General features: G+C 60.6%; 15 protein-coding genes and 3 pseudogenes. 9 read left to right on the top strand and 9 right to left on the bottom strand.

The window, feature by feature from the left end; genetic code table 11:
* The first annotated feature begins 104 nt into the window (after positions 1 to 104).
* The 3 genes from GVL52_RS13875 to GVL52_RS13865 all read left to right on the top strand — a co-directional run bounded on the left by GVL52_RS13875 (position 105) and on the right by GVL52_RS13865 (position 3,106).
* Complete coding sequence (locus tag GVL52_RS13875) at positions 105 to 779, top strand: Crp/Fnr family transcriptional regulator (protein ID WP_280179105.1); 675 nt, start codon at positions 105 to 107, stop codon at positions 777 to 779.
* A gap of 93 nt (positions 780 to 872) precedes the next feature.
* On the top strand, positions 873 to 2,036 hold the full coding sequence (locus GVL52_RS13870) for an aminotransferase (RefSeq protein WP_160008012.1): 1,164 nt from the start codon (positions 873 to 875) through the stop codon (positions 2,034 to 2,036).
* Between the two features lie 65 nt (positions 2,037 to 2,101).
* On the top strand, positions 2,102 to 3,106 hold the full coding sequence (locus GVL52_RS13865) for a serine hydrolase (RefSeq protein ID WP_160008010.1): 1,005 nt from the start codon (positions 2,102 to 2,104) through the stop codon (positions 3,104 to 3,106).
* Between the two features lie 282 nt (positions 3,107 to 3,388).
* Here GVL52_RS13865 and GVL52_RS13860 read toward each other — a convergent pair whose 3' ends face one another.
* Together GVL52_RS13860 and GVL52_RS13855 are read right to left on the bottom strand one after the other, a co-directional pair.
* Entirely contained in the window at positions 3,389 to 4,495 is a 1,107-nt protein-coding gene (locus GVL52_RS13860; protein WP_160008008.1) for a Gfo/Idh/MocA family protein, read from the bottom strand.
* Between the two features lie 11 nt (positions 4,496 to 4,506).
* Positions 4,507 to 5,292 (bottom strand): ThuA domain-containing protein, encoded by a 786-nt coding sequence (locus GVL52_RS13855; RefSeq protein WP_160008006.1) that lies wholly within the window; start codon positions 5,290 to 5,292, stop codon positions 4,507 to 4,509.
* Positions 5,293 to 5,892: 600 nt separating this feature from the next.
* On the opposite strand from GVL52_RS13855, the gene GVL52_RS13850 reads away from it, so the two are divergent.
* Together GVL52_RS13850 and GVL52_RS13845 are read left to right on the top strand one after the other, a co-directional pair.
* On the top strand, positions 5,893 to 6,909 hold the full coding sequence (locus tag GVL52_RS13850) for a substrate-binding domain-containing protein (RefSeq protein WP_160008004.1): 1,017 nt from the start codon (positions 5,893 to 5,895) through the stop codon (positions 6,907 to 6,909).
* A gap of 369 nt (positions 6,910 to 7,278) precedes the next feature.
* Positions 7,279 to 7,638 carry a hypothetical protein gene (locus tag GVL52_RS13845; protein ID WP_160008002.1) on the top strand — a complete coding sequence of 120 codons (360 nt, stop codon included), beginning with the start codon at positions 7,279 to 7,281 and terminating at the stop codon, positions 7,636 to 7,638.
* Positions 7,639 to 7,654: 16 nt separating this feature from the next.
* Here GVL52_RS13845 and GVL52_RS13840 read toward each other — a convergent pair whose 3' ends face one another.
* From GVL52_RS13840 to GVL52_RS13830, 3 genes are all read right to left on the bottom strand, one after another.
* Positions 7,655 to 8,044 carry a DUF779 domain-containing protein gene (locus GVL52_RS13840; protein ID WP_160008000.1) on the bottom strand — a complete coding sequence of 130 codons (390 nt, stop codon included), beginning with the start codon at positions 8,042 to 8,044 and terminating at the stop codon, positions 7,655 to 7,657.
* Positions 8,045 to 8,119: 75 nt separating this feature from the next.
* Positions 8,120 to 9,628, bottom strand: a complete 1,509-nt coding sequence (gene adh / locus GVL52_RS13835) for an aldehyde dehydrogenase (RefSeq protein ID WP_160007998.1) — start codon at positions 9,626 to 9,628, stop codon at positions 8,120 to 8,122.
* A gap of 145 nt (positions 9,629 to 9,773) precedes the next feature.
* On the bottom strand, positions 9,774 to 10,733 hold the full coding sequence (locus GVL52_RS13830) for a helix-turn-helix domain-containing protein (RefSeq protein ID WP_160007996.1): 960 nt from the start codon (positions 10,731 to 10,733) through the stop codon (positions 9,774 to 9,776).
* A gap of 248 nt (positions 10,734 to 10,981) precedes the next feature.
* On the opposite strand from GVL52_RS13830, the gene GVL52_RS13825 reads away from it, so the two are divergent.
* The 3 genes and pseudogenes from GVL52_RS13825 to ligD all read left to right on the top strand — a co-directional run bounded on the left by GVL52_RS13825 (position 10,982) and on the right by ligD (position 14,634).
* Entirely contained in the window at positions 10,982 to 11,260 is a 279-nt protein-coding gene (locus GVL52_RS13825; protein ID WP_160007994.1) for a hypothetical protein, read from the top strand.
* A gap of 3 nt (positions 11,261 to 11,263) precedes the next feature.
* On the top strand, positions 11,264 to 12,121 hold the full coding sequence (locus GVL52_RS13820) for a Ku protein (protein WP_160007992.1): 858 nt from the start codon (positions 11,264 to 11,266) through the stop codon (positions 12,119 to 12,121).
* Between the two features lie 2 nt (positions 12,122 to 12,123).
* A pseudogene (gene ligD / locus GVL52_RS13815) lies at positions 12,124 to 14,634 on the top strand (DNA ligase D).
* Between the two features lie 18 nt (positions 14,635 to 14,652).
* On the opposite strand, the gene GVL52_RS13810 reads toward ligD, so the two are convergent.
* The 4 genes and pseudogenes from GVL52_RS13810 to istA form a co-directional block, all read right to left on the bottom strand.
* Positions 14,653 to 15,456 (bottom strand): Ku protein, encoded by an 804-nt coding sequence (locus GVL52_RS13810; RefSeq protein ID WP_160007990.1) that lies wholly within the window; start codon positions 15,454 to 15,456, stop codon positions 14,653 to 14,655.
* Positions 15,457 to 17,063: 1,607 nt separating this feature from the next.
* Complete coding sequence (locus GVL52_RS13805; RefSeq protein WP_160007988.1) at positions 17,064 to 17,612, bottom strand: helix-turn-helix domain-containing protein; 549 nt, start codon at positions 17,610 to 17,612, stop codon at positions 17,064 to 17,066.
* Positions 17,613 to 17,857: 245 nt separating this feature from the next.
* On the bottom strand, positions 17,858 to 18,616 hold the full coding sequence (gene istB / locus GVL52_RS13800) for an IS21-like element helper ATPase IstB (protein ID WP_160007986.1): 759 nt from the start codon (positions 18,614 to 18,616) through the stop codon (positions 17,858 to 17,860).
* Positions 18,613 to 19,950 (bottom strand): annotated as a pseudogene (gene istA / locus GVL52_RS13795) (IS21 family transposase); the annotation flags it as partial. The pseudogene istA and the gene istB, both read right to left, overlap by 4 nt.
* Between istA and GVL52_RS30890 the strand changes: the two are divergent.
* Positions 19,943 to 20,078 (top strand): annotated as a pseudogene (locus GVL52_RS30890) (IS5/IS1182 family transposase); the annotation flags it as partial. The pseudogenes istA and GVL52_RS30890 overlap by 8 nt on opposite strands.

Genomic DNA, 20,078 nt, shown 5'->3' with positions numbered 1-20,078 from the left:
GATCAAGAAAGTGCTGTTCAGTTGCGGTTGCGCCGGTCTATGCTCTCCACGGAGCTGTTTTGATGCGAAAAGATATTCATAATTCTAATATTCCAATACGTTGCATGAGCTGCGAAGTCCGCCACAAGGGGATATGCGGTGCGTTGAGCGCCGATGAACTGCTGGCATTGTCGGCGCATACGCGTCTCGTCAATCATGGTGCGGGCGAGGAGCTGGCAGGCGAGCGGATGCCGGTCGAATCCTATGCGACCGTGATCAGTGGCGTCGTCAAGCTGACGAAGACGCTCGAAGACGGGCGCCAGCAGATCGTCGGCCTGCAGTTTGCACCGGATTTTCTGGGCCGGCTGAATTCCGCGGAAAATGCGGTGTCGGCGGAGGCAGCCTCGGCGGTGCATCTTTGCCGGGTGCCGAAGGCGACGATGGAGCGGCTGGTCAAGAGCAATCCTCAACTGGCCGACCGGCTGATGTCGCAGACCATGCGCGAACTCGACGAAGCCCGCGACTGGATGGTGACGCTCGGGCGCAAGACGGCGGCCGAAAAGGTCGCGAGCTTCCTGCTGCTGATCGCCATGCATCTCGATCCCGAGGCCCAGGGGGAAAGCCGGCGGTTCGACCTTCCACTGTCTCGCGCCGATATCGCGGATTTCCTCGGCCTGACGATCGAGACCGTGTCGCGACAGATGTCGAAGCTCAAGGCCGACGGAATTATCTCGATCGTTGCCAACCGGCACATCGACGTCCCGCGGCTTGCAAAGCTCAAGGCCTGCTGCGGTTCGTGACAGGACTTGCCGAGCGGTGGCCGAATGCGTGTTGCCGAGGCGGCGCATTTTGTGCAGGAGTGGTGTTTTCCGTTCTTTCATATGAGAGCCTTCATGCCCGCCGCCGAAGCCAATCTGCTCGTTTCCCGCCTGTCTCCGCCGCCCATCCCTTCGGTTTTCGCCTGGGCGCGGGAATACAACGGCAGCAAGGGGCCGTTGGTCGATCTCTCGCAGGCCGTGCCCGGCTATCCCGCCCATCCCGAGATGCTGCGGCTGCTTGGTGAAAAGGCAGCGCTGCCGTCGATGACAGGCTACGGGCCGATCGAGGGCGAAGGCGTGCTGCGCGAGGCCTATAGCAGGCAGATGTCGTCGATCTATGGGGCGTCAGTGGCGCCGGCCAACATTCATATCACCGCTGGCTGCAATCAGGCCTTCATGGCCGCAGCCATCGCGCTTGCCGGTGCCGGAGATACGGTGGCACTGACCAATCCGTTCTACTTCAACCAGGAAACGACGCTTTCGATGCTCGGCATCCGGCGAGTGCTGGTGGACTGCGATGCCGAAAACGGCTTCCTGCCTGATGTGGTGTCGGCCGAAAAGGCGCTTGCAGGCGGCGCCAAGGTGCTGGCGATCGTCACACCGAACAATCCGACCGGTGCGATCTATCCGCCCGCCCTGCTGCAGGAGCTGTTCATGCTCTGCCGCGCACACGGCGCCTGGCTGATCGTCGACGAGACCTATCGCGACTTCCTGCCGGAAGACTACGGCGCGCCGCACCCGCTGCTTGCTATCCCCGGCTGGGAAGACACGCTGATCCTGCTTTACAGCTTCTCCAAATCCTTCTGCATTCCCGGCCACAGGCTGGGTGCGATCACCGCCGGTACCGGGGTGATCGCCGAGATCATCAAGGTGATGGACAACATGCAGATCTGTGCGCCGCGATCCGCACAGCTTGCCGTTGCCGAGGCGATGCCGATCCTCGCCGACTGGCGCGCCGGCAATCGTGTCGAGATCACCCGCCGCGCCGACGCTTTGCGCGCCGTTATGGCGGAGCTGCCAGGCTGGGAAATCGGTGCGCTCGGCGCCTACTTCGCATTCATCCGGCATCCGTTCGAGGGGCTAAGCTCATCGGCGGTGGCCGAGCGGCTGGCGAAGGAGACGGGTGTCGTATGCCTGCCAGGGAGCTATTTCGGCGAGGGGCAGGAGCTGTATCTGAGGTTGGCGTTTGCCAATGCCGATGCGGTCTCGATCGGGCGGCTGCTCGAGCGGCTGGGGTGAGGTAGAGATTAGGCGAGACGTCTTGCCGCGGGCTTTCGATTTCGACTGGACCTTTCGGAGAGGAAATGGCTTGGGGCAAGACGGTATCTGGTCCGGCAGGCGAGTGCTTTCCCGAATCTGATTGGGCGGAAAAGCCAGCAGCAGACTTCGGCTGGTCCGAGGCCGGCCTTGACGCTCTCGGCCAAGAACTGGCGCGCGGCGACACGACAGCTTTCATGATCGTTCAGGCAGGCTGCCTCATTTATCGCTGGGGCGATATCGCGTTGAAATCCAGCGTGGCCTCCGTGCGCAAGAGCTTGATCAACGCCTTGTATGGAATGTACATCGCGGACGGCATTATCGAACTTGACGCCACGCTTGGCGACCTGGAGATTGATGACAGGCAGCCGCTGACGGCGAGCGAGCGCAATGCAACGGTCCGGGACTTGCTGATGGCCCGCTCGGGGATCTACCTGCCTTCGGTGTATGACACCGAACGGGGGCGACCCGCGCGAGGCAGCTATCCGCCCGGATCGCACTTCTTCTACAATAACTGGGATTTCAACGTTCTCGGCACGATTGTCGAGCGGCAGACCGGGATCACGGTGTTCGAGGCATTGGCGACACGTCTTGCCGTTCCGCTCGGTATGCAGGACGTAGCGCCGGGCGACGGCTCTTTCCGTCATGGTCCGGAATCCCAGCATCCGGTCTACAAGATCAGGATGTCGGCGCGTGATCTGGCGCGTGTTGGTTTGCTATATCTGCGCACGGGGCGCTGGGGCACACAACAGATCGTGCCGGAAGGCTGGGTTCGCGAGAGCACCATGCTGCACTCGGAGGTCGGAGCGGGGCATGGCTACGGCTTCTTGTGGTGGTCCTCTGCTGCGAACGCATCCGGCGACAGCATGTGTACTCATGTGCCGATGTTTTATGCCAGTGGGTCTGGCGGGCAGTATGTTATCGTCCTGCCTGCATTGGATATTGTCGTCGTGCACCGGTCGGCGCCTGCGTTGAGGGCCGGGAATGGTGTCAGTCACGGCAGGATGGGGGCGATTCTGCGGCTGGCGCTGGCTGCTGCAGGTGGCGCATGAGCGGCTTCTGCAGTCGCAGTTGATCGGTTATCCCTCACAGCCCTCGTTCTCGCCCCTGCGGCAGCAATCCGGGCGACGCGCGTCTGCGCGGCGACAACAGTATCCTGCGGTCACGGACGTGACCGCGCTGGATCTCCGCCACGAGGGCGAAGATAAGGGTCGCGGTGGGGTGGGTGACAGTCAATCATAGACGGTGGTGGACTTTGCAAAAGGAGCCACTGCTGGCGATGCTTCAAAAGGCTCACATCGCCAGTCGTGTTGTCCTCAGTCGTCCATCCCGATCTATACCACCACCGTCAGGGGCGGGATGCGCTTGTCGGGTGTGCTCTCCTGTTCCTGCTCCGCCAGCAGGCTGAGTTCCCGGCGTTCCCGCTCCGAGACGATCGAGAGGTCGATGACCTTCTGCAGGTTGGCGGCGTGGCGGAAGGTGGGGTCGTCCTGCTTGCCGGTTCTGACGGCTTCGGCGAAGCGCTGGTAGTTGGTGAGAACGGCGGGGACTTCGATGTCACGCCAGATGGCGTTTTCGATGTCGTCGCCGAAGCAGCCGCGCAGGTCCGAACCGTCAGGGCGGTGGGTGACTTCGAGACTGCCCTTTTCGCCGTAGATGCGCAGCTTCAGCTCGTTCAGGTGGCCTGTCGCCCAGCGCGTGGCGTGGATGACGCCGAGTGCCCCGTTGGTGAAGTCGACGGACATGGTGAAGCTGTCGTTTGCGTCGAGCATATATTCGCCGATCTGGCCACCCGGCGCCTTGTTGAAGGTCTTCAGGCGGGCAAAGACATGGTCGATGTCGGTGGCGGCGCCGTAGGCTGCGAAGTCGAGGATGTGGATGCCGACATCGCCAAGCACGCCGTTCGAGCCGTGGCCGGTGGACAGGCGCCACAGCCAGCGCGATTCGGTGCGCCAGTCGCCCCAGGCACGCGACACCAGCCAGCTCTGCAGGTAGGAAGCCTCGACGTGGCGGATGGTGCCGAGTTCGCCGGCCAGCACCATTTCGCGGGCGCGCTGCAGCGGCGCGACGTTGCGGTAGGTGAGGTTGACCATGTTGATGACGCCGGCGGCTTCCGCAGCTTCGGTCATCTCAAGCGCCTGGGCGTAGTGTTCGGCCAGCGGCTTTTCGCAGAAGACGTGCTTGCCGGCAGCGATCAGGGCCAGGCTGGTCGTGTGGTGGATGCGGTCGGGTGTGACGTTGGTGGCCGAATCGAAGTCACCCCAGGCAATCGCCTCATCCAGCGTGCGAAAACGCTTCTCGATGTGGAAATGATCGGCGAATTCATCAAGGCGAGCCTGATCGGTATCGACGGCGCCGACCACTTCGACGCCATCGATGGCAAGGAAGTTGGCAACCTGGTTTTTGGCCATGACGCCTGTGCCAAGAACGAGTAGACGCATTGCTATTCTCCTTAGCGGTAACCGGCTTCGCCGGCCTGGTGCAGTCTCGGGCCGCGTTCGACGATCGGCTCGAGGGCCTGGTCGACGGGGACGTTCGGGGCATCGGTGATGCTTTTCAGGTCACCTTCAGGATTATAGGCCCATTTGACGCCATTGATGAGGACCTTCTGGACGTTGGCGTCGTGATAGGTCGGATAGGTTTCGTGACCCGGGCGGAAGTAGAAGATGTTGCCGGCGCCGCGGCGCCAGGTGAGGCCCGAGCGGAACACTTCGCCGCCCTGGAACCAGGAGATGAACACGGTTTCCAGCGGCTCCGGCACGGAAAACTGCTCGCCGTACATCTCTTCGTTTTCCAGCACGAAATTCTCGCCGATGCCGGCTGCGATCGGGTGGCGCTGGTTGATCGTCCACAGACGCTCGCGCTCGCCGGCCTCGCGCCATTTCAGCGCGCATGGGGTGCCCATCAGGCGCTTGAAGATCTTCGAGAAGTGGCCGGAATGCAGGACGAGAAGGCCCATGCCTTCCCAGACGCGCTTGGCGACACGCTCGACGACGACGTCGGAGACCGCGCCGTGGTCTTTGTGGCCCCACCATGTCAGCACGTCGGTCTCGGCAAGACGGGCTTCGGTCAGGCCATGTTCCGGCTCCTGCAGGGTCGCCGTGGTGGCGCTGATTGCAGGGTCGGTGTTCAGCGCGTTGGCGATCGTGGTGTGCATGCCCTCGGGATAGATGCCGCGGACGATCTCGTTGGTTGTCTCGTGGATGTTTTCACCCCAGACGATGGTGCGAATAGCCAAGTTGTTGCTCCTTCATGCGCGTGGCGGACCGAAACCGGTGGCGGCAGATCCTGATGTTCGGGTGAGTGTCAGGCTGTGCCAGCAATCCACCAAATGTTGAGTGAGTAAGGGTAGGGCGATGCGGAATTGATTCCAGACCGGAGTTGTCAGTGGAAGGTCCGGCCGTGTTGGTTGGCTGTCTGATCCCGATCCTGCGTCCGCGAGCCAGAGGGCCTGTCAGTCAGGCAATCGGCAGCCAAGGCGAGGTCGGTAGGGCGGCAGTGAGGGCTGTGAAACGAAACGTCCTATCTTTCTCCCGAAACAACAAGATATTGCGCAATTTGAAATCGATTTGGCTGAGAAAATTTGTCAGATTGCCGATATTAAGTCAAGCGGTCGCCCAGATGGACGCGCTGCGTCGAACAGATCTTAAACTTATTCATGTTTATCAGTTGTCTAGCGCAATTCGTGCTCGCGGATGAAGTTGGCGGCGCATGGGTCTTTAATGCGTGAAATTGAAATCGGTTTGGCTTCACGGCTGACTTTCTCGAAATCATGAGCAGATCGGCCTATACGGTGTATAGATGGTCGGATGGCAAGGGACGAAAGACGTGGGCGTGGATGAAGCTTAAAGAGTTCGCAAAGCAGCTTGGATTGTCGCCGACAACGGTCAGTCGTGCGTTGAGCGGCTATCCAGAGGTCAGCGAAGTGACCCGGGCGCGGGTGGCGGAGGAGGCGGTGCGGCTGGGTTATCGGCCGAACGTCAACGCCGTCAGGCTGAAGACCGGACGTGCGGGTGCCATCGGCGTGGTGATGGGGCGGGCCGGCGAATTTCATTTCGCCGAGTTCATGGCCGGGATGGCCGAGCGGCTGGTGACCGAAGACACCGACATTCTGGTTATCCCGATGGCCGATCCCGATTACGACGACGAGATGCAGCTTTACCGGCGGCTGGTGGAGAGCCAGCGGGTCGATGCGATCATCATGCATTCGCCGCGGCCGAACGACGCGCGTATCGCGCTGTTGCATAAACTCGGCATGCCGTTTCTCGTTCATGGCCGCTCCGATATCGACGTGCCGCATGCCTGGCTCGATATCGACAATGAGGGGGCGGTGCGCCGGGCGACTGCGCATCTGATCGATCTCGGCCATAGCAGGATCGCTATGATCAACGGGCGGCCGGGCGCGACCTACGCGCTGCATCGCGACGCCGGCTATCGTAGCGCCCTTCAGAGCCATGGGATCGAACTCGATCCGCAGTTGATCGCCAACGGCAATTTTACCGATGAGCTGGGCTTCCGGTTTGCCCGTTCTTTTCTTGAACAGGCGACGCCGCCCACCGCCTTTGTCGCGGGGTCGATGATGACGGCGCTCGGCGTCTACCGGGCGGTGCGCTCGCTGGGATTGCAGGTTGGCCGTGATGTCTCGGTCATCGCTCATGACGACGTGTTTCCCTATCTGACGGCTGACAACATGGCGCCTTCGCTTTCAGCGACGCGCTCGTCGATGCGGGCAGCCGGCACACGGTGCGCGGATCTGGCGCTGCAGCTTGTGGCCGGGCGTTCGCCGCTGGAGATCCACGAGTTGTGGCCGGTGGAGCTGATTTTGCGCGAATCGACCGGTCCCTTGCGCCGGTGATGCTGCAGCTGGTATCGGCGGTCAGACATGGCCTGAACTGCAATGCAACCTGAAAGCGGTAAGGTATCTTTCATTTGTAAGCGATTTTTGGTAAAAAAATCTACGAAACTCGATTATTTCAGCCGCCAATTGATTGAATTTTCGGGGGATAACATCCATAATACCTGTAGTTGCTTATGCAGTCGATCTGCCCTGCTGGTCGATGACGCAACTGTTCCCCTCTGGAGGTTTCATAACCTTCATGACTATGGCCACCGTTAAAAGCGGTGGCTTTTTTTTGCCTGCGTCATGGGTGGTATCAGCGATGGCGGCTGGAACTTTGTGGGGTGGCGGTCGTTGTTGAGACTGATGTTTCACAGGAGAATTTCCATGCAGGTAATCGGCACGCAAGTTATTCCGGAGCAGGGCGGAAAGCGGGGCTTTACCGTCGAATTCGTTGGCAAGGGTGGCGAGGTTGTCTCGGTGCAGTTGCGCAACGATACCGATCGTACGCTCAATTCGGGCAATGCGATCGACCGCGCCAAGGCGGTGATGAGTGAACTGGCGACCTTCGATGCGACGGCGGCGCTTGCAAGTGCGGATGCTGCACAGCCGAGCGCCCGCACATCCGGCGATAGGGATGAGATGGAGGATCAACTCGATCAGGGGCTGGAGGATTCGTTTCCGGCCAGCGATCCGGTGTCCATTACATCCTCGGCCATTCCGACCGGAAAAGTGCGCAAGCACTGACAAGCATCGCGCTCAGTCAGACGGCGGTCTTTGCTGCGGGGATGGCGCAGGCTTCACCGCCGCCGAACATGCGCGAGCGGGTGAGGAAGCGCTTTTCCCTGCCATTATCCAGCGAGAACATGCCGCCACGGCCGGGCACAACGTCGATGATCAGCTGCGTGTGCTTCCAGACCTCGAACTGGCTGCCGCTGATATAGACCGGTACGCCAGCAATTTCCCCAAGCTTCACATCATGGTCGCCGATGATGAAATCGTCGGTCGGGTAGCACATCGGCGATGAACCGTCGCAGCAGCCGCCGGATTGATGGAACAGGATGTCGGGATAGTCCCGCCTGATCTCGCCGATCAGGCTGATCGCCGCATCGGTGCCAAGGACGCGCGGTTCGCCGTTGATTGTGGTGTCCATGCTGGTTTCCTCCCATGCGAAACCCGCTCCCCGTCAGGAGAGCGGGCAGTATCATGCCGAAGATACAGGATCTTCTCAGAAGAAACCCAGTTTCTTCGGGCTGTAGCTGACCAGCATGTTCTTGGTCTGCTGGTAGTGGTCGAGCATCATCTTGTGGTTCTCGCGGCCGATACCGGACTGCTTGTAGCCGCCGAAGGCTGCATGCGCGGGGTAGGCATGGTAGCAATTGGTCCAGACGCGGCCCGCCTGGATTTCGCGACCGAAGCGATAGCAGCGGTTGGCATCGCGGCTCCAGAGACCGGCGCCGAGGCCATAGAGCGTGTCGTTGGCGATTTCCAATGCTTCCTTCTCATCCTTGAAGGTCGTCACCGAAACCACTGGCCCGAAGATTTCCTCCTGGAAGACGCGCATCTTGTTGTGGCCCTTGAAGATCGTCGGCTTGATGTAATAGCCGTTGGCGAGTTCGCCGCCGAGATCGTTGCGGGTGCCGCCGGCGAGAACCTGCGCACCTTCCTGCTTGCCGATATCGAGATAGGCGAGGATCTTCTCCATCTGTTCGCTGGAGGCCTGGGCGCCGATCATCGTTGCCGAATCCAGCGGGTTGCCCTGCTTGATGGCTTCGACGCGCTTGACGGCCTTTTCCATGAACCGGTCGTAGATCGATTCCTGGATGAGGGCGCGGCTCGGGCAGGTGCAGACTTCGCCCTGGTTGAGCGCAAACATCGCAAAGCCTTCCAGCGCCTTGTCGACGAAATCATCGTCTTCGGCCATGACGTCCTCGAAGAAGATGTTCGGCGACTTGCCGCCGAGTTCCAGCGTCACCGGAATGAGGTTCTGGCTGGCATATTGCATGATCAGCCGGCCCGTTGTGGTCTCGCCGGTGAAGGCGATCTTGGCGATGCGCGGGCTTGAGGCAAGCGGCTTGCCGGCTTCCAGACCAAAGCCGTTGACAATGTTGAGCACGCCCGGTGGCAAGAGGTCGCCGATGAGTTCGGCCCAGACCAGCAGCGAGGCAGGGGTCTGTTCTGCCGGCTTGATGACGACGCAGTTGCCGGCCGCAAGTGCTGGTGCCAGCTTCCATGCGGCCATCAGGATCGGAAAGTTCCAGGGAATGATCTGGCCGACGACACCGAGCGGCTCATGGAAGTGGTAGGCAACGGTGTCGTGGTCGATCTCGCCGATCGAGCCTTCCTGGGCGCGGATGCAGGAGGCGAAATAGCGGAAGTGGTCGATCGCCAGCGGAATGTCGGCGGCCATGGTTTCGCGGATCGGCTTGCCGTTGTCCCAGGTCTCGGCCTGTGCGAGCAGCTCCAGCTTGTCCTCCATCCGCTGGGCGATCTTCATCAGGATGTTGGAGCGCTCGGTGACCGAGGTGCGGCCCCACTTTTCCTTGGCCGCGTGGGCGGCATCAAGGGCGGCGTTGATGTCCTTTTCGGTCGAGCGGGGGATCTCGCAAAGCTTGCCGCCGGTGACGGGGGTGATGTTGTCGAAGTATTTGCCTTCGATCGGTTCGCGCCATTGCCCACCGATATAGTTTCCGTATTTCAGCTTGAACGGAGACTCGACGATTTTCTGATGCAGCATGTCATCCTCCCTTGAGATGAGCAGGTTCGGATGCGAACCCGTGGGGGGAAACTGCGCGCCTTTTGTGTCGAGAAACAGCGGCGTCCGGCCATACCGCAGTGCACAGTGTCGCAAGGCTGCGACAGGCAAGGCGCTTGCCGCGTTTCTAATGTAGATTCAGCTTCTTCATCTTGCGGTGAAGGGTGGCGCGGCTGATGCCGAGCGCGATGGCTGCCTGCGAGACGTTGCCGCTGGAGCGCGAAAGCGCCCGCAAAAGTGCCGCGCGTTCGGCCTCGATCAGGTCCTCGTCGTCGGACATGCGGGTTTCGTGCAGGGCATCGGCGGCGGGAATGCCGGCGGCGATGCTGCGGTCATCGAGCTTCAGCGCCAGGCGGGCGGCGCGGGTGGCGCCGAGCACGAGATCGTGGCGATCGACGGCGAGCAGTGCTGCTGCCGGGTTGCTGCCGGCCGGAACCATCAGGAAGCGGGCGCCGGCATAGGCGCTGCGAAACAGGTTGATCTCGATGCGCATCGCGGCGTCGCGGACCATCTGGGCGAGGATGCCGAGCGTCATCTCGTTGACGTCTTCGCGGCAGGTGGAGATGTCGAGGGCGGCTGCCAGCTGGCCGCGGTGATCGCGGATCGGCGAGGTGGTGCAGCTCAGGCGGATGTTGGAGCAGAAGAAGTGCTGGTCGCGGAAGATCGAGACCGAGCGCTCGTCGGCCAGTGCCGTGCCGATGCCATTGGTGCCGATGCTGGCTTCGGTCCAGACGGAACCGGTCCACAGGCCGAGATCGTGGAACTCCTTGTCGTCGCCGATGGCGCCGCGGCGCTCCAGCGCAATGCCGTTGCGGTCGGTCAGCAGCAGGCAGCAACCGGCCTTGCCGGCGGTGGTGAACAGACGGTCGAGTTCGTCCGTTGCGTTGGCGATCAGCTGCTCGGATTGCTCGCGGGCCTGCCTGAACTCCTGATCCATCAGACGATGCGGGGTGCGGCGCTCTTCCGGCGCCAACTGGTGCATGGCAATGCACCGGCGCCATGAGGCGACAACCGAAGAACTTGCTGCGGCCGAATCGCGCTGCGTGCACGTATAGACATGCTCCGCATGTGCAGAGTTTTCGTGCATCGGGTTCCTCCCATCCAAGATCTGTCGCTCCTACCACCACAGATCATCGACAGCAGTGTGACGAAAACCGAGCTTCTTGGCAACTGACGGCGATGTGGGCGCCTTGTTGTGTTGGCGCTGCCGGATCGGACATGTCTCAGAATTGCGACAGGGACCGCGGCTCCGGCGCTTGCGGAACCTTTCTGCGGCTGGCCGGTTTCTCATGCAATCGGCAACAGAGGTGCAATCAGCAGCAAAGGCAGGTTCCCATGGCGCATGTCCGCAAGACCGAGCAAAAAGGCGGCCGGATGGACGCGCGCGACCGGCTGATTATTTCCCTCTACGCGCAGTTGAAGGCAGAACGCGAAACGCGCGAGACGCTGGAATGGGCGATCCGTAAAGGCGCATTGTCCAGGGATGTGCTGGAGGCGATTGCTTCCGATCCGGTGCCTGTGGTCACGAGCGAGGACATTGCCTCCGTCGAGAAGATCATTGCTCTGGACGAGCGGCGCCGGCGCAAGGCTCCGGATAACCGCAAGGAGGGATAGGGCATGGCAACGCGGGCAAGCTGGAAAGGCCACCTGAAGGTCGGCGACCTCGTCTGTGGCGTCGGTCTCTACACCGCGGTTTCGGTGTCTGACCGCATCTCCTTCAACATCGTCAACCGGAAGACGGGACATCGCGTCGAGCGGCAGTTCGTCGATAGCGAAACCGGCAAGCCGGTGGAGCGCGACGACCAGGTGAAGGGTTATCGGCTGGATAGCGGCGACTACATCCTGATCGAGGGGGAGGAGCTTGCCGAGTTCATTCCCGAAAGCGACAAGCTGCTCAGCGTTCAGGGCTTTGTGCCTGACGACGAGATCAACAAGCTCTATTTCGACAGGCCCTATTACCTTGCTCCGGTCAGCGATGACGACGGCGAGGCGCTGGCGCTGATCGCAAGGGCGATGCGCGAGCAGAAGGTGGCGGCGATCGGCGAGGCGGTGCTGTTTCGAAAAAGGCGCACGGTGCTGATCCGGCCGCAGGACGATTGCATCGTGGCCACGACGCTGAACTACGACTACGAAGTGCGCAATGCAGAAACGGTGTTCAAGGAGATTCCTGCGATCCAGTTCGACAAGGAGATGATCGAACTCGCCGGCCATATCATCGGCACCAAAAAGGGTACCTTCAACCCGAAGGATTACGACGACCGGTATGAGGCGGCACTTGCCGCGTTGGTGCAGGCGAAGGTCGAGGGCAGGGCGCCGCCAAAGCACAAGGCCGAGCCAAAGGGCAAGGTCATAGACCTGATGGAGGCGCTGCGTGAGAGCGCCAGGATCGGTGGCAAGACCAGCGGCAAGGCGGCCGGCAAGGCACCGGCCAAGAGCGGGCGCGGCAGCGATGGCCGATCGAAAAAAGCGGGCTGACCATGGCGCTCGAAACCTATCAGTCCAAGCGTAATTTCACGCTGACGCCGGAGCCCAAGGGCCGCAAGCCCGGGGCGGCACGCAGCAATGCGCTGAGCTTCGTGATCCAGAAGCATGACGCCACACGGCTGCATTATGATTTCCGGCTGGAACTGGACGGGGTGTTGAAGAGCTGAGCGGTGACGCGCGGCCCCAGCCTCAATCCCGACGACAAGCGCCTGGCCGTCCATGTCGAGGACCACCCGCTCGACTATGGGGATTTCGAGGGCATCATCCCCAAGGGACAGTATGGCGGTGGTACCGTCATCGTCTGGGATCGCGGCACGTGGACACCGCATGGCGATGCGCACAAGGCCTACCAGAAGGGCCACATGGAATTCGACCTCGACGGCGACAAGCTGAAGGGGACCTGGCATCTGGTGCGGATGCACGGAAAGCCGGGCGAAAGCCGCGAGAACTGGTTGCTGATCAAGGCGGAGGACGGCGAGGCGCGCGGCAAGGGCGACATCCTGAAACTGCGGCCGGAATCGGCGAAGAGCGGCCGCAAGATCGAGGAGGTGGCGAAGAACCCCGATGCCAGCTGGACCTCGCGGCCGAAGGCAAACGCCAGAGCCGAGCACATCAAGCCAACGGCCGGCCGCTCGGCGAAGGCTGCACGCGATTGGCCGAAGGGCGCCGCCAGGGCAGCATTGCCCGATTTCATCGAACCGCAGCTTGCCAAGCTGAAGCCGAAGCCACCAGCCGGTGAGGGGTGGGTCCACGAGATCAAGTTCGACGGTTACCGGCTGCAGATCAGGATCAGTCGCGGCAAGGTGGTGATGCTGACCCGCAGCGGTCTCGACTGGACCGATCGGTTCGGAACGGCGATTGCCGACGATTTCCTGGCGTTACCGCTCACCTCGGCGGTGATCGACGGCGAGATCGTCGTCGAACGCACCAATGGCGCTTCCGATTTTTCCGGCTTGCAGACCGATCTCAGCGAAGGGCGGAAAGACCGCTTCGTGTTCTACGCCTTCGACCTGCTCCATCTCGATGGGCATGACCTGCAGAACGTGTCGCTGATCGAGCGCAAGCAGTTGCTGCAGACGCTGACTGCGAGCGATGGCCAGCGGTTGCGCTATAGCACGCACTTCACCGAGAAGGGGGGCGTGGTGCTCGACCACGCCTGCGGGCTCGGCCTGGAAGGGGTGATCTCCAAGCGCGGTGACAGCACCTACACGTCGGGCCGCAGCGGTGACTGGGTCAAATCGAAGTGCTCGAAGCGCCAGGAATTCGTCATTGGCGGCTATGTGCCGTCGAGTGCGACAAGGAACGCGATCGGCTCGCTTGCGATGGGATATTACAAGGGCGAGACGCTGAATTATGTCGGCCGGGTGGGAACCGGATTTTCGGTTGCCGCCGCTGAGATGCTCTACGGCAGACTATCGGCGAGCGAGCAGGAGAAGAGCGCCTTTGGCGATGGGCTGCCTGCGGAAGCGCGGCGCGGTCTGGTCCATGTCAAACCCATGCTTGTGGCCGAGGTGGAATTTCAGGCATGGTCTGCGGATGGCAATCTGAGGCATGCAGCTTTTCGGGGGCTGCGTGAAGACAAGGCGGCAGGGGATGTGATGCGCGAGACCGACAAGACTGCCGATCATCCGGTTCCCCGATCGAGCGTGACGCTCACCCATGCCGATCGAATCTACTGGCCGGATGACGGCGTCACCAAGCAGGGACTTGCGAACTATTACGCCGAAGTCTGGCGCTTTATCGAGCCCTATGTGGTCAACCGGCCGCTGGCACTGCTGCGCTGCCCTGACGGGATTGGCGGGCACCAGCGCTTTTTCCAGAAGCATGCCTGGAAGGGCATGAATGCGCATATCGAGGAGATTGCCGATCCGAAAGACAAGGGCGGTGAGACACTGCTGCGGATCGGCGATTTCGACGGTCTGATCGCGCTGGTGCAATCGGCCGCGCTGGAAATCCATCCGTGGGGGACGACCACCGAAAGCTGGGAAAAGCCCGACATGATCACCATGGATCTCGATCCGGCCGAGGATGTTGCATGGGCGGAGGTGATATCGGCGGCGCAGGAACTGAAGCAGCGCCTGGAGGCGCAGGGGCTCGCCTCCTTCGTGAAAACCTCTGGCGGCAAGGGTCTCCACGTGGTGACGCCCCTCAAGCCGAAGGCCGGATGGGTGCAGGTCAAGGCGTTTGCCAAGGCTCTGGCCGACGACATGTCCCGCGATCAGCCGGACAGATATCTGGCGACGGCCACCAAAGCGAAACGCAACGGCAAGATCTTCATTGATTACCTGCGCAACGGGCGCGGCAATACGGCGGTTGCTGCCTATTCGACGCGGGCGCGACCGGGCGCTGCGGTGTCGATGCCGCTGGCATGGAACGAGCTGACAGAGGAGATCGGTCCGGCCTATTTCACCGTCGACAATGCGCCGGCGCGCCTGCAGTCGCTGGCTGCCGATCCCTGGGCGGATTTCTTAAAGGCAGCGGTACCGCTGGAGAAGCGCAAATGACCAAAGGCCGTGTCGCCGCTATGGCTTGGAACGGCCGCCACCCTTGGCGATGCTGTTCTTCAACGCATCCATGATATTGACGACGTTGCCGGTGGATTTGACCGGCTGACGTTTTGATGCTGCGTTGGGTTTTGGCAGACTTTTCTGCTTGGCGCGGATCATTGCCTTGATCCGCTTCTGCATCGGATCCTGCACCATGGACGGCTTCCAGTCCTCGGTGCGGTCCTTGACGAGCTTGTTCATCAGCGTCAGCACCGTGGCGTCGGCCTCGCCGCCAAGGTCGAGCGTGGCAGCCGGTTCGCGCACCTCATCGCCAAAATGGAGGGTCCAGAGAACGATGCCGTTTCCTTGGGGTTCGAGCAACACAGCGCGTTCGCGTCGATACAGCACCAGACGGGCGATGCCGACGACATCGTTTGCCTTCATCGCTTCGCGAATCACGCAGAAGGCCTCGACGCCGACCTTGTCTTCGGGCGCCAGAAAATGCGGCTTGTCGTACCAGATCCAATCGATCGAGCCGCGGGGGACGAAGCTGGATATATCGATGGTGCGGGTGCTTTCCAGCCCGACCTCGCTGATTTCGTCGTCTTCGAGAATGACGTAGTCGTCTTCGCCGCGCGGATATCCCTTCACCTGGTCCTTGTCGGCGATCGGCTTGTGGGTGACGCTGTCGACATAGCGGCTCTCGACGCGATTTTTCGTCTTGCGGTTCAGAACATGAAAGCGAAGCTGGTTGCTGTCCGTGGTCGCAGGTGTCAGCGATACCGACGCCGTGACCAGCGACAGCTTGAGATAGCCTTTCCAATAGGTTTGCCGCGCCATCCAACCCTGACGCTACCCGCGCCCCTCCAAGCCGCAATTGCTGCGTTATCGCCTTAACGGGCGAAGATGGGCTTTGGTTCCTGCACCAGACATCGGGGGCTTGCCCCGGAGACGCGATTGCCTGCAGACGACGTAATCTCTAACGCGCCGCCGTTGCCCACATCAACTCAATTGAAGCGGCAAAAATGTCGGGATGCCGCCTAGAGCCAACGGAACGTCGCGTTGCCGCGTCGATCCACCTTACTCAATTCGATCAATGCCCACCGACCGCTGCTGCCGTCGGACAGGCGCACGCTCGGTTTCCCGAAAATCATGCCGAGAAAACGTGGACAGCCCCGAATCTTGCCGCCGCCATCGTCACTGGTAAATATGCACGGCCTCGACATGGCCGTCCCGGATACTGCGATTAGTCCAGTCTTCGGCATGTGTGGTTCCCATCACTTCATGCCTCCCGCGACGATACTTGCGCGCGTTTCAACCGATGGCAACCCCTAAAATCCGGTCGCTCAACGATTAAGGAAGCGCTCAATAAGCTGTGTTTCATCGTCGGTGGCGCTAAGCGAGTGCGGATGGAACGCAGATTTGCGCACGTTGCTGCGGAGGTGCGGCTTGGGGCTCGTGGGCGGTTGATGTGGAGAGCGGGAATAGATTGTTGTTTGACACTGATCTCCGGAATTACCGGGAAGAGGCGGGAATATCTGGGAACGAACGAGAAATCGTTATTATTCAGTGCATTGACTGGCAACAGGCGAGATGCGACGCGGCCGCGCTTTGACACCCAAATTGCCGCTTGTTCAAACAAAGCCCGCTTAGCAAGTTGAAAGCACTGTCGTCGAGGCGGCCACTCCGAAAAACCATTAAAGCGGCTTCACGACATCTTCAAACCATTGATATTTAACAGTCAGCGGTACTTCAACGGTTTTGCGCCGCGGAGCGATAGAGGTTCAGTTTGAAGCGCAATTTTCAATTGGAATAAGTCCAGACTGGCCGAAATTCTAAGAAAATAGATTTTTTGTAACGATCTCAATAACTTATTCATGTTTCCGCCGCGAAAAGAAAAGCCCAACACATCTTCGCCGATGAGAATTAGCAGTTTGCGACTTCACGGCGAGTATCTATAAGCACCTTGGGCTTGAACACCCTGATTTCACATAGGCGTGCCGCCACAGCGGTCGCCGAACGCATGCGCAGCTTAGCGGCTGGCGCATTCGCCATGGCCTTTCGGCCGGGGGCGATGCGTCATGTCCAAGCTCCGGCTAAAAGCGCATCGGCGTGTCTGTGAAGCGCGTGTTCAACCCCCGGTCCCGGTGCCGATTGCCGGACATCGCAGTGGGGCATGGCATGCGAAACATTTGGTCTGATATTACTCGCGTTTACCTTGCAGAACGAAGACGGGTTGTCTTCGGGTAGCGGCGTGCCATAGCCTTTACAGATACTTAGTTAGAGTTTGAGGGCATCCGTAAGTTGATCGAATAAAGCATTAATCCCCCGTCTTTCAGAAGCTCCTGCTTCCCTTCTTACATCGTCGATGTGTTTGGCCTGGTTGTTTCGACCGGGCGCGCCCGGCTCTGCTCCAGATTCGCGAACTTCCAAGCATGGTTTCACAATCATGAGGCCTCGCGTTTCCCAGTGCCGGGCTCGCGAATTGCCACTGATATCTCGTTCTGCATTTGCTTTCCAAGTAATCTCAACCGCAGCTCAATCTCCTCGTCATCGTTCGGATCGACGATCACGGATTTCAGAGCATTGAAATGGTCGATACTCGTCTGCTCCAGCGCTTCCTTCGACAGCCGAATTGGGCTGACCTCATGTGCACGGAATACAATTGCTCGCACCCGATCTAGCAAACTTATCGGCCGAAGGCCTTCATCGCCCATTAGAAGCCATTGAGGCGTGACACCTAGTACGTCGCAAATTTTTGCGATGTCGTGCAGGCCGAATGAAGTCTTGCCCTGCTTGTAGGCTGTCCAGGTGTTCGGTGAAACTCCGAGAGCTTTCGCCAAGTTGCCTTCGTTTCCCCAGCGATTCTTACTTAGAATCCTCGCCATCACCTCATCATAATTAAATTCGCCCACTGCCTTTTTCATCACAAAAATCTGCGATCGCATATTGATCATCGCAGAAAATTGGGATACCTTTCCTGTGTTCGCAGACATCGTCACCCCAAAAAAGGAGGCCGGCCAGGGCCTCCGATCTGGATCAAGGATTTACTTATGCATCGCGCTTCCACGAGCGACAAGACCAGCCGAGAAGAACGCCGCCGTCTTGTGTCAACGCCGGAGCAAAAACCGGCCAGGCGGCGGAGCAAAACCAGGCCACTTGTGGCGCACGCATGAGACCTCCGGGAGGGCGTAGCCCGGAGCGGGGGTCTCATGCGTGCGCGGCGATTTTTAAAAGGGTTTCAGCCGGCCTTTCGGGCTCGGCTTTGGGCGAGACGATAGCTGTCGCCATTCATCTCGAGAATATTGACATGGTGGGTAATGCGGTCGAGCAGTGCGCCGGTGAGACGTTCGGATCCCAGGGTTTCGGTCCATTCGTCAAAAGGAAGATTGCTGGTGATCAGGGTGGCTCCGCGTTCGTATCGTTGCGAGATCAGCTCGAACAGCAACTCCGCGCCGGTCTTTGACAGCGGCACGAAGCCCAACTCGTCGATGATCAGGAGCTGATAGGCTGCCATCTGCTTCTGGAAGCGGAGTAGTCGCCGCTCGTCACGCGCCTCCATCATCTCGCTGACCAGGGCGGCGGCCGTGGTGAAGCCGACGGACAGGCCCTTCTGGCAGGCGGCCAAGCCGAGACCGAGTGCGACATGCGTCTTGCCCGTTCCGCTGGGGCCGAGAGCGATGACGTTCTCGCGTCGCTCGATCCACTCACATCGGGCCAGTTCCAGCACCTGCATCTTGTTGAGCTTCGGGATGGCGGTGAAGTCGAAACTATCAAGGCTTTTGACGACGGGGAATTTGGCGGCCTTGATCCGACGTTCGACCTTGCGGCGATCGCGTTCGATCATCTCCCTTTCGGAGAGCCGGAACAGGTATCCGACGTGATCGACGCCTTCGGTGGCGCATAGCCGGGCCAGTTTCTGGTACTCGCGCTGGAATGTCGGCAACTTCAGGGTCTTGAGGTAGTGGGCAAGCAGGATCTCAGGTGCTTCGACGGTCATGCTGCTTCTCCTGCATCCGACGACAGAAGGCGCATGTAGGCTTTCGCCGATGTCGTCTCGACCGTCGCCCTCGGCAGGTAGGGATAGACGGACAGGTCCAGTTTAGGCGGCCGGCGTTCCACCCGGCACAGGATCAGATGCTTGACGGCGTCGAAGCCGATAGCTCCGAGCTGCAGGGCCTGCTTCACGGCCGCATGCAGGTCCGCAAGTTCAAAACTCTCCAACAGGCGCAGGACCTGCACATACTCACGCCGGCCATGCTTTGCCATTCGGCCTTCCATCAAACGGCGCAGCGTGGCGAACTCTTCGGGCAGGTCCCACCCCTGAAGAGGTGCCGCCTGATCCAGTGAATTGATCTTCTGCTCGATCAGCGGCAGGTAATGCATAGGATCGAAGATGACGTCTTCGCGTTCCCAGCTCCGGGGATGGCGGGCGATGATCTCGCCGCGGCAGCCGATTACCACTTCGTTGACATAGCCCCGGACCCAAACGTCCTGATGGCCGTAGGCGACCGGCACGGAATAGTCGTTGGTCTTGTAGCGCACTAGTGACTGGGCCGTCACCTTGACGCCGGCCTGATCGCACGCATCGAAAGGCGACACCGGTAACATGCGCATGGCAGCCAGATCCCGCTGCAGCCGTTCTCCGATCGTCTCGCTCTCGCCGCGCAACCTGTCGCGCTGACGCTTGCTGCATTGCTCTTCCAGCCAGGCGTTGAACGCATCCCACGTCGGAAACTGCGGGATCGGCACCATGAAGTTACGCCGGGCATAGCCAACGAGACCCTCGACATTCCCTTTGTCGTTGCCCTTTCCTGGACGGCCATAGCGATCCCGGATCAGGTAGTGGGACAGGAAGCCGCTGAATATGGCCGCGCGCTTGCGTGTCCCGTCAGGCAGGATCTTTGCGACCAGGCAACGATCATTGTCGTAGACGATCGACTGCGGCACGGCCCCGAAGAACGCGAACGCATGGATGTGGCCGTCGACCCAGGCCTCCGATACGGCCGCTGGATAGGCCCGCACATAACAGCCGTCGCTGTGCGGCAGATCCAGCACGAAGAAGTGGGCCTTCCGCTCGACACCGCCGATCACCACCAGAGCCTCACCGAAGTCGGCCTGCCCATGGCCGGGCGGATGCGCCAGCGGCACGAACACCTCCTGGCGGCGCTGATCCCGCTCGCGCATGTAATCCTTGATGATCGTGTAGCCACCGGTGAAGCCGCGCTCGTCACGGAGACGGTCAAACACCCGCTTGGCCGTATGGCGCTGCTTGCGCGGCACCTTCACGTCCTCATCGAGCCAATGTTCAATCGTCGAAACAAATGCATCCAGCGTGAGCGTCCGGCGAACGCATTTTTGGCGGGTCGATCTGCCAAAGCTATGGGTCGCGCTTCACCTCATCGACCATGACACGGTCGATCATCTCAGGATCGCATTGTTCATCGACGAGGAACTGGCGG

Origin of the sequence: Rhizobium sp. 18055, assembly GCF_902706285.1 — a bacterium.
Classification (GTDB): Bacteria; Pseudomonadota; Alphaproteobacteria; order Rhizobiales; family Rhizobiaceae; genus Rhizobium.
This window is presented reverse-complemented; position numbering and strand designations above follow the sequence as displayed.

Coding starts and splice junctions, on each gene's coding strand:
- GVL52_RS13850 (WP_160008004.1), top strand. CDS start 5,893: ATGAAGCTTAAAGAGTTCGCAAAGCAGCTTGGATTGTCGCCGACAACG.
- GVL52_RS13860 (WP_160008008.1), bottom strand. CDS start 4,495: ATGCGTCTACTCGTTCTTGGCACAGGCGTCATGGCCAAAAACCAGGTT.
- GVL52_RS13845 (WP_160008002.1), top strand. CDS start 7,279: ATGCAGGTAATCGGCACGCAAGTTATTCCGGAGCAGGGCGGAAAGCGG.
- GVL52_RS13805 (WP_160007988.1), bottom strand. CDS start 17,612: ATGTCTGCGAACACAGGAAAGGTATCCCAATTTTCTGCGATGATCAAT.
- GVL52_RS13825 (WP_160007994.1), top strand. CDS start 10,982: ATGGCGCATGTCCGCAAGACCGAGCAAAAAGGCGGCCGGATGGACGCG.
- GVL52_RS13810 (WP_160007990.1), bottom strand. CDS start 15,456: ATGGCGCGGCAAACCTATTGGAAAGGCTATCTCAAGCTGTCGCTGGTC.
- GVL52_RS13865 (WP_160008010.1), top strand. CDS start 2,102: ATGGCTTGGGGCAAGACGGTATCTGGTCCGGCAGGCGAGTGCTTTCCC.
- istB (WP_160007986.1), bottom strand. CDS start 18,616: ATGACCGTCGAAGCACCTGAGATCCTGCTTGCCCACTACCTCAAGACC.
- GVL52_RS13830 (WP_160007996.1), bottom strand. CDS start 10,733: ATGCACGAAAACTCTGCACATGCGGAGCATGTCTATACGTGCACGCAG.
- GVL52_RS13840 (WP_160008000.1), bottom strand. CDS start 8,044: ATGGACACCACAATCAACGGCGAACCGCGCGTCCTTGGCACCGATGCG.
- GVL52_RS13870 (WP_160008012.1), top strand. CDS start 873: ATGCCCGCCGCCGAAGCCAATCTGCTCGTTTCCCGCCTGTCTCCGCCG.
- GVL52_RS13820 (WP_160007992.1), top strand. CDS start 11,264: ATGGCAACGCGGGCAAGCTGGAAAGGCCACCTGAAGGTCGGCGACCTC.
- adh (WP_160007998.1), bottom strand. CDS start 9,628: ATGCTGCATCAGAAAATCGTCGAGTCTCCGTTCAAGCTGAAATACGGA.
- GVL52_RS13875 (WP_280179105.1), top strand. CDS start 105: ATGAGCTGCGAAGTCCGCCACAAGGGGATATGCGGTGCGTTGAGCGCC.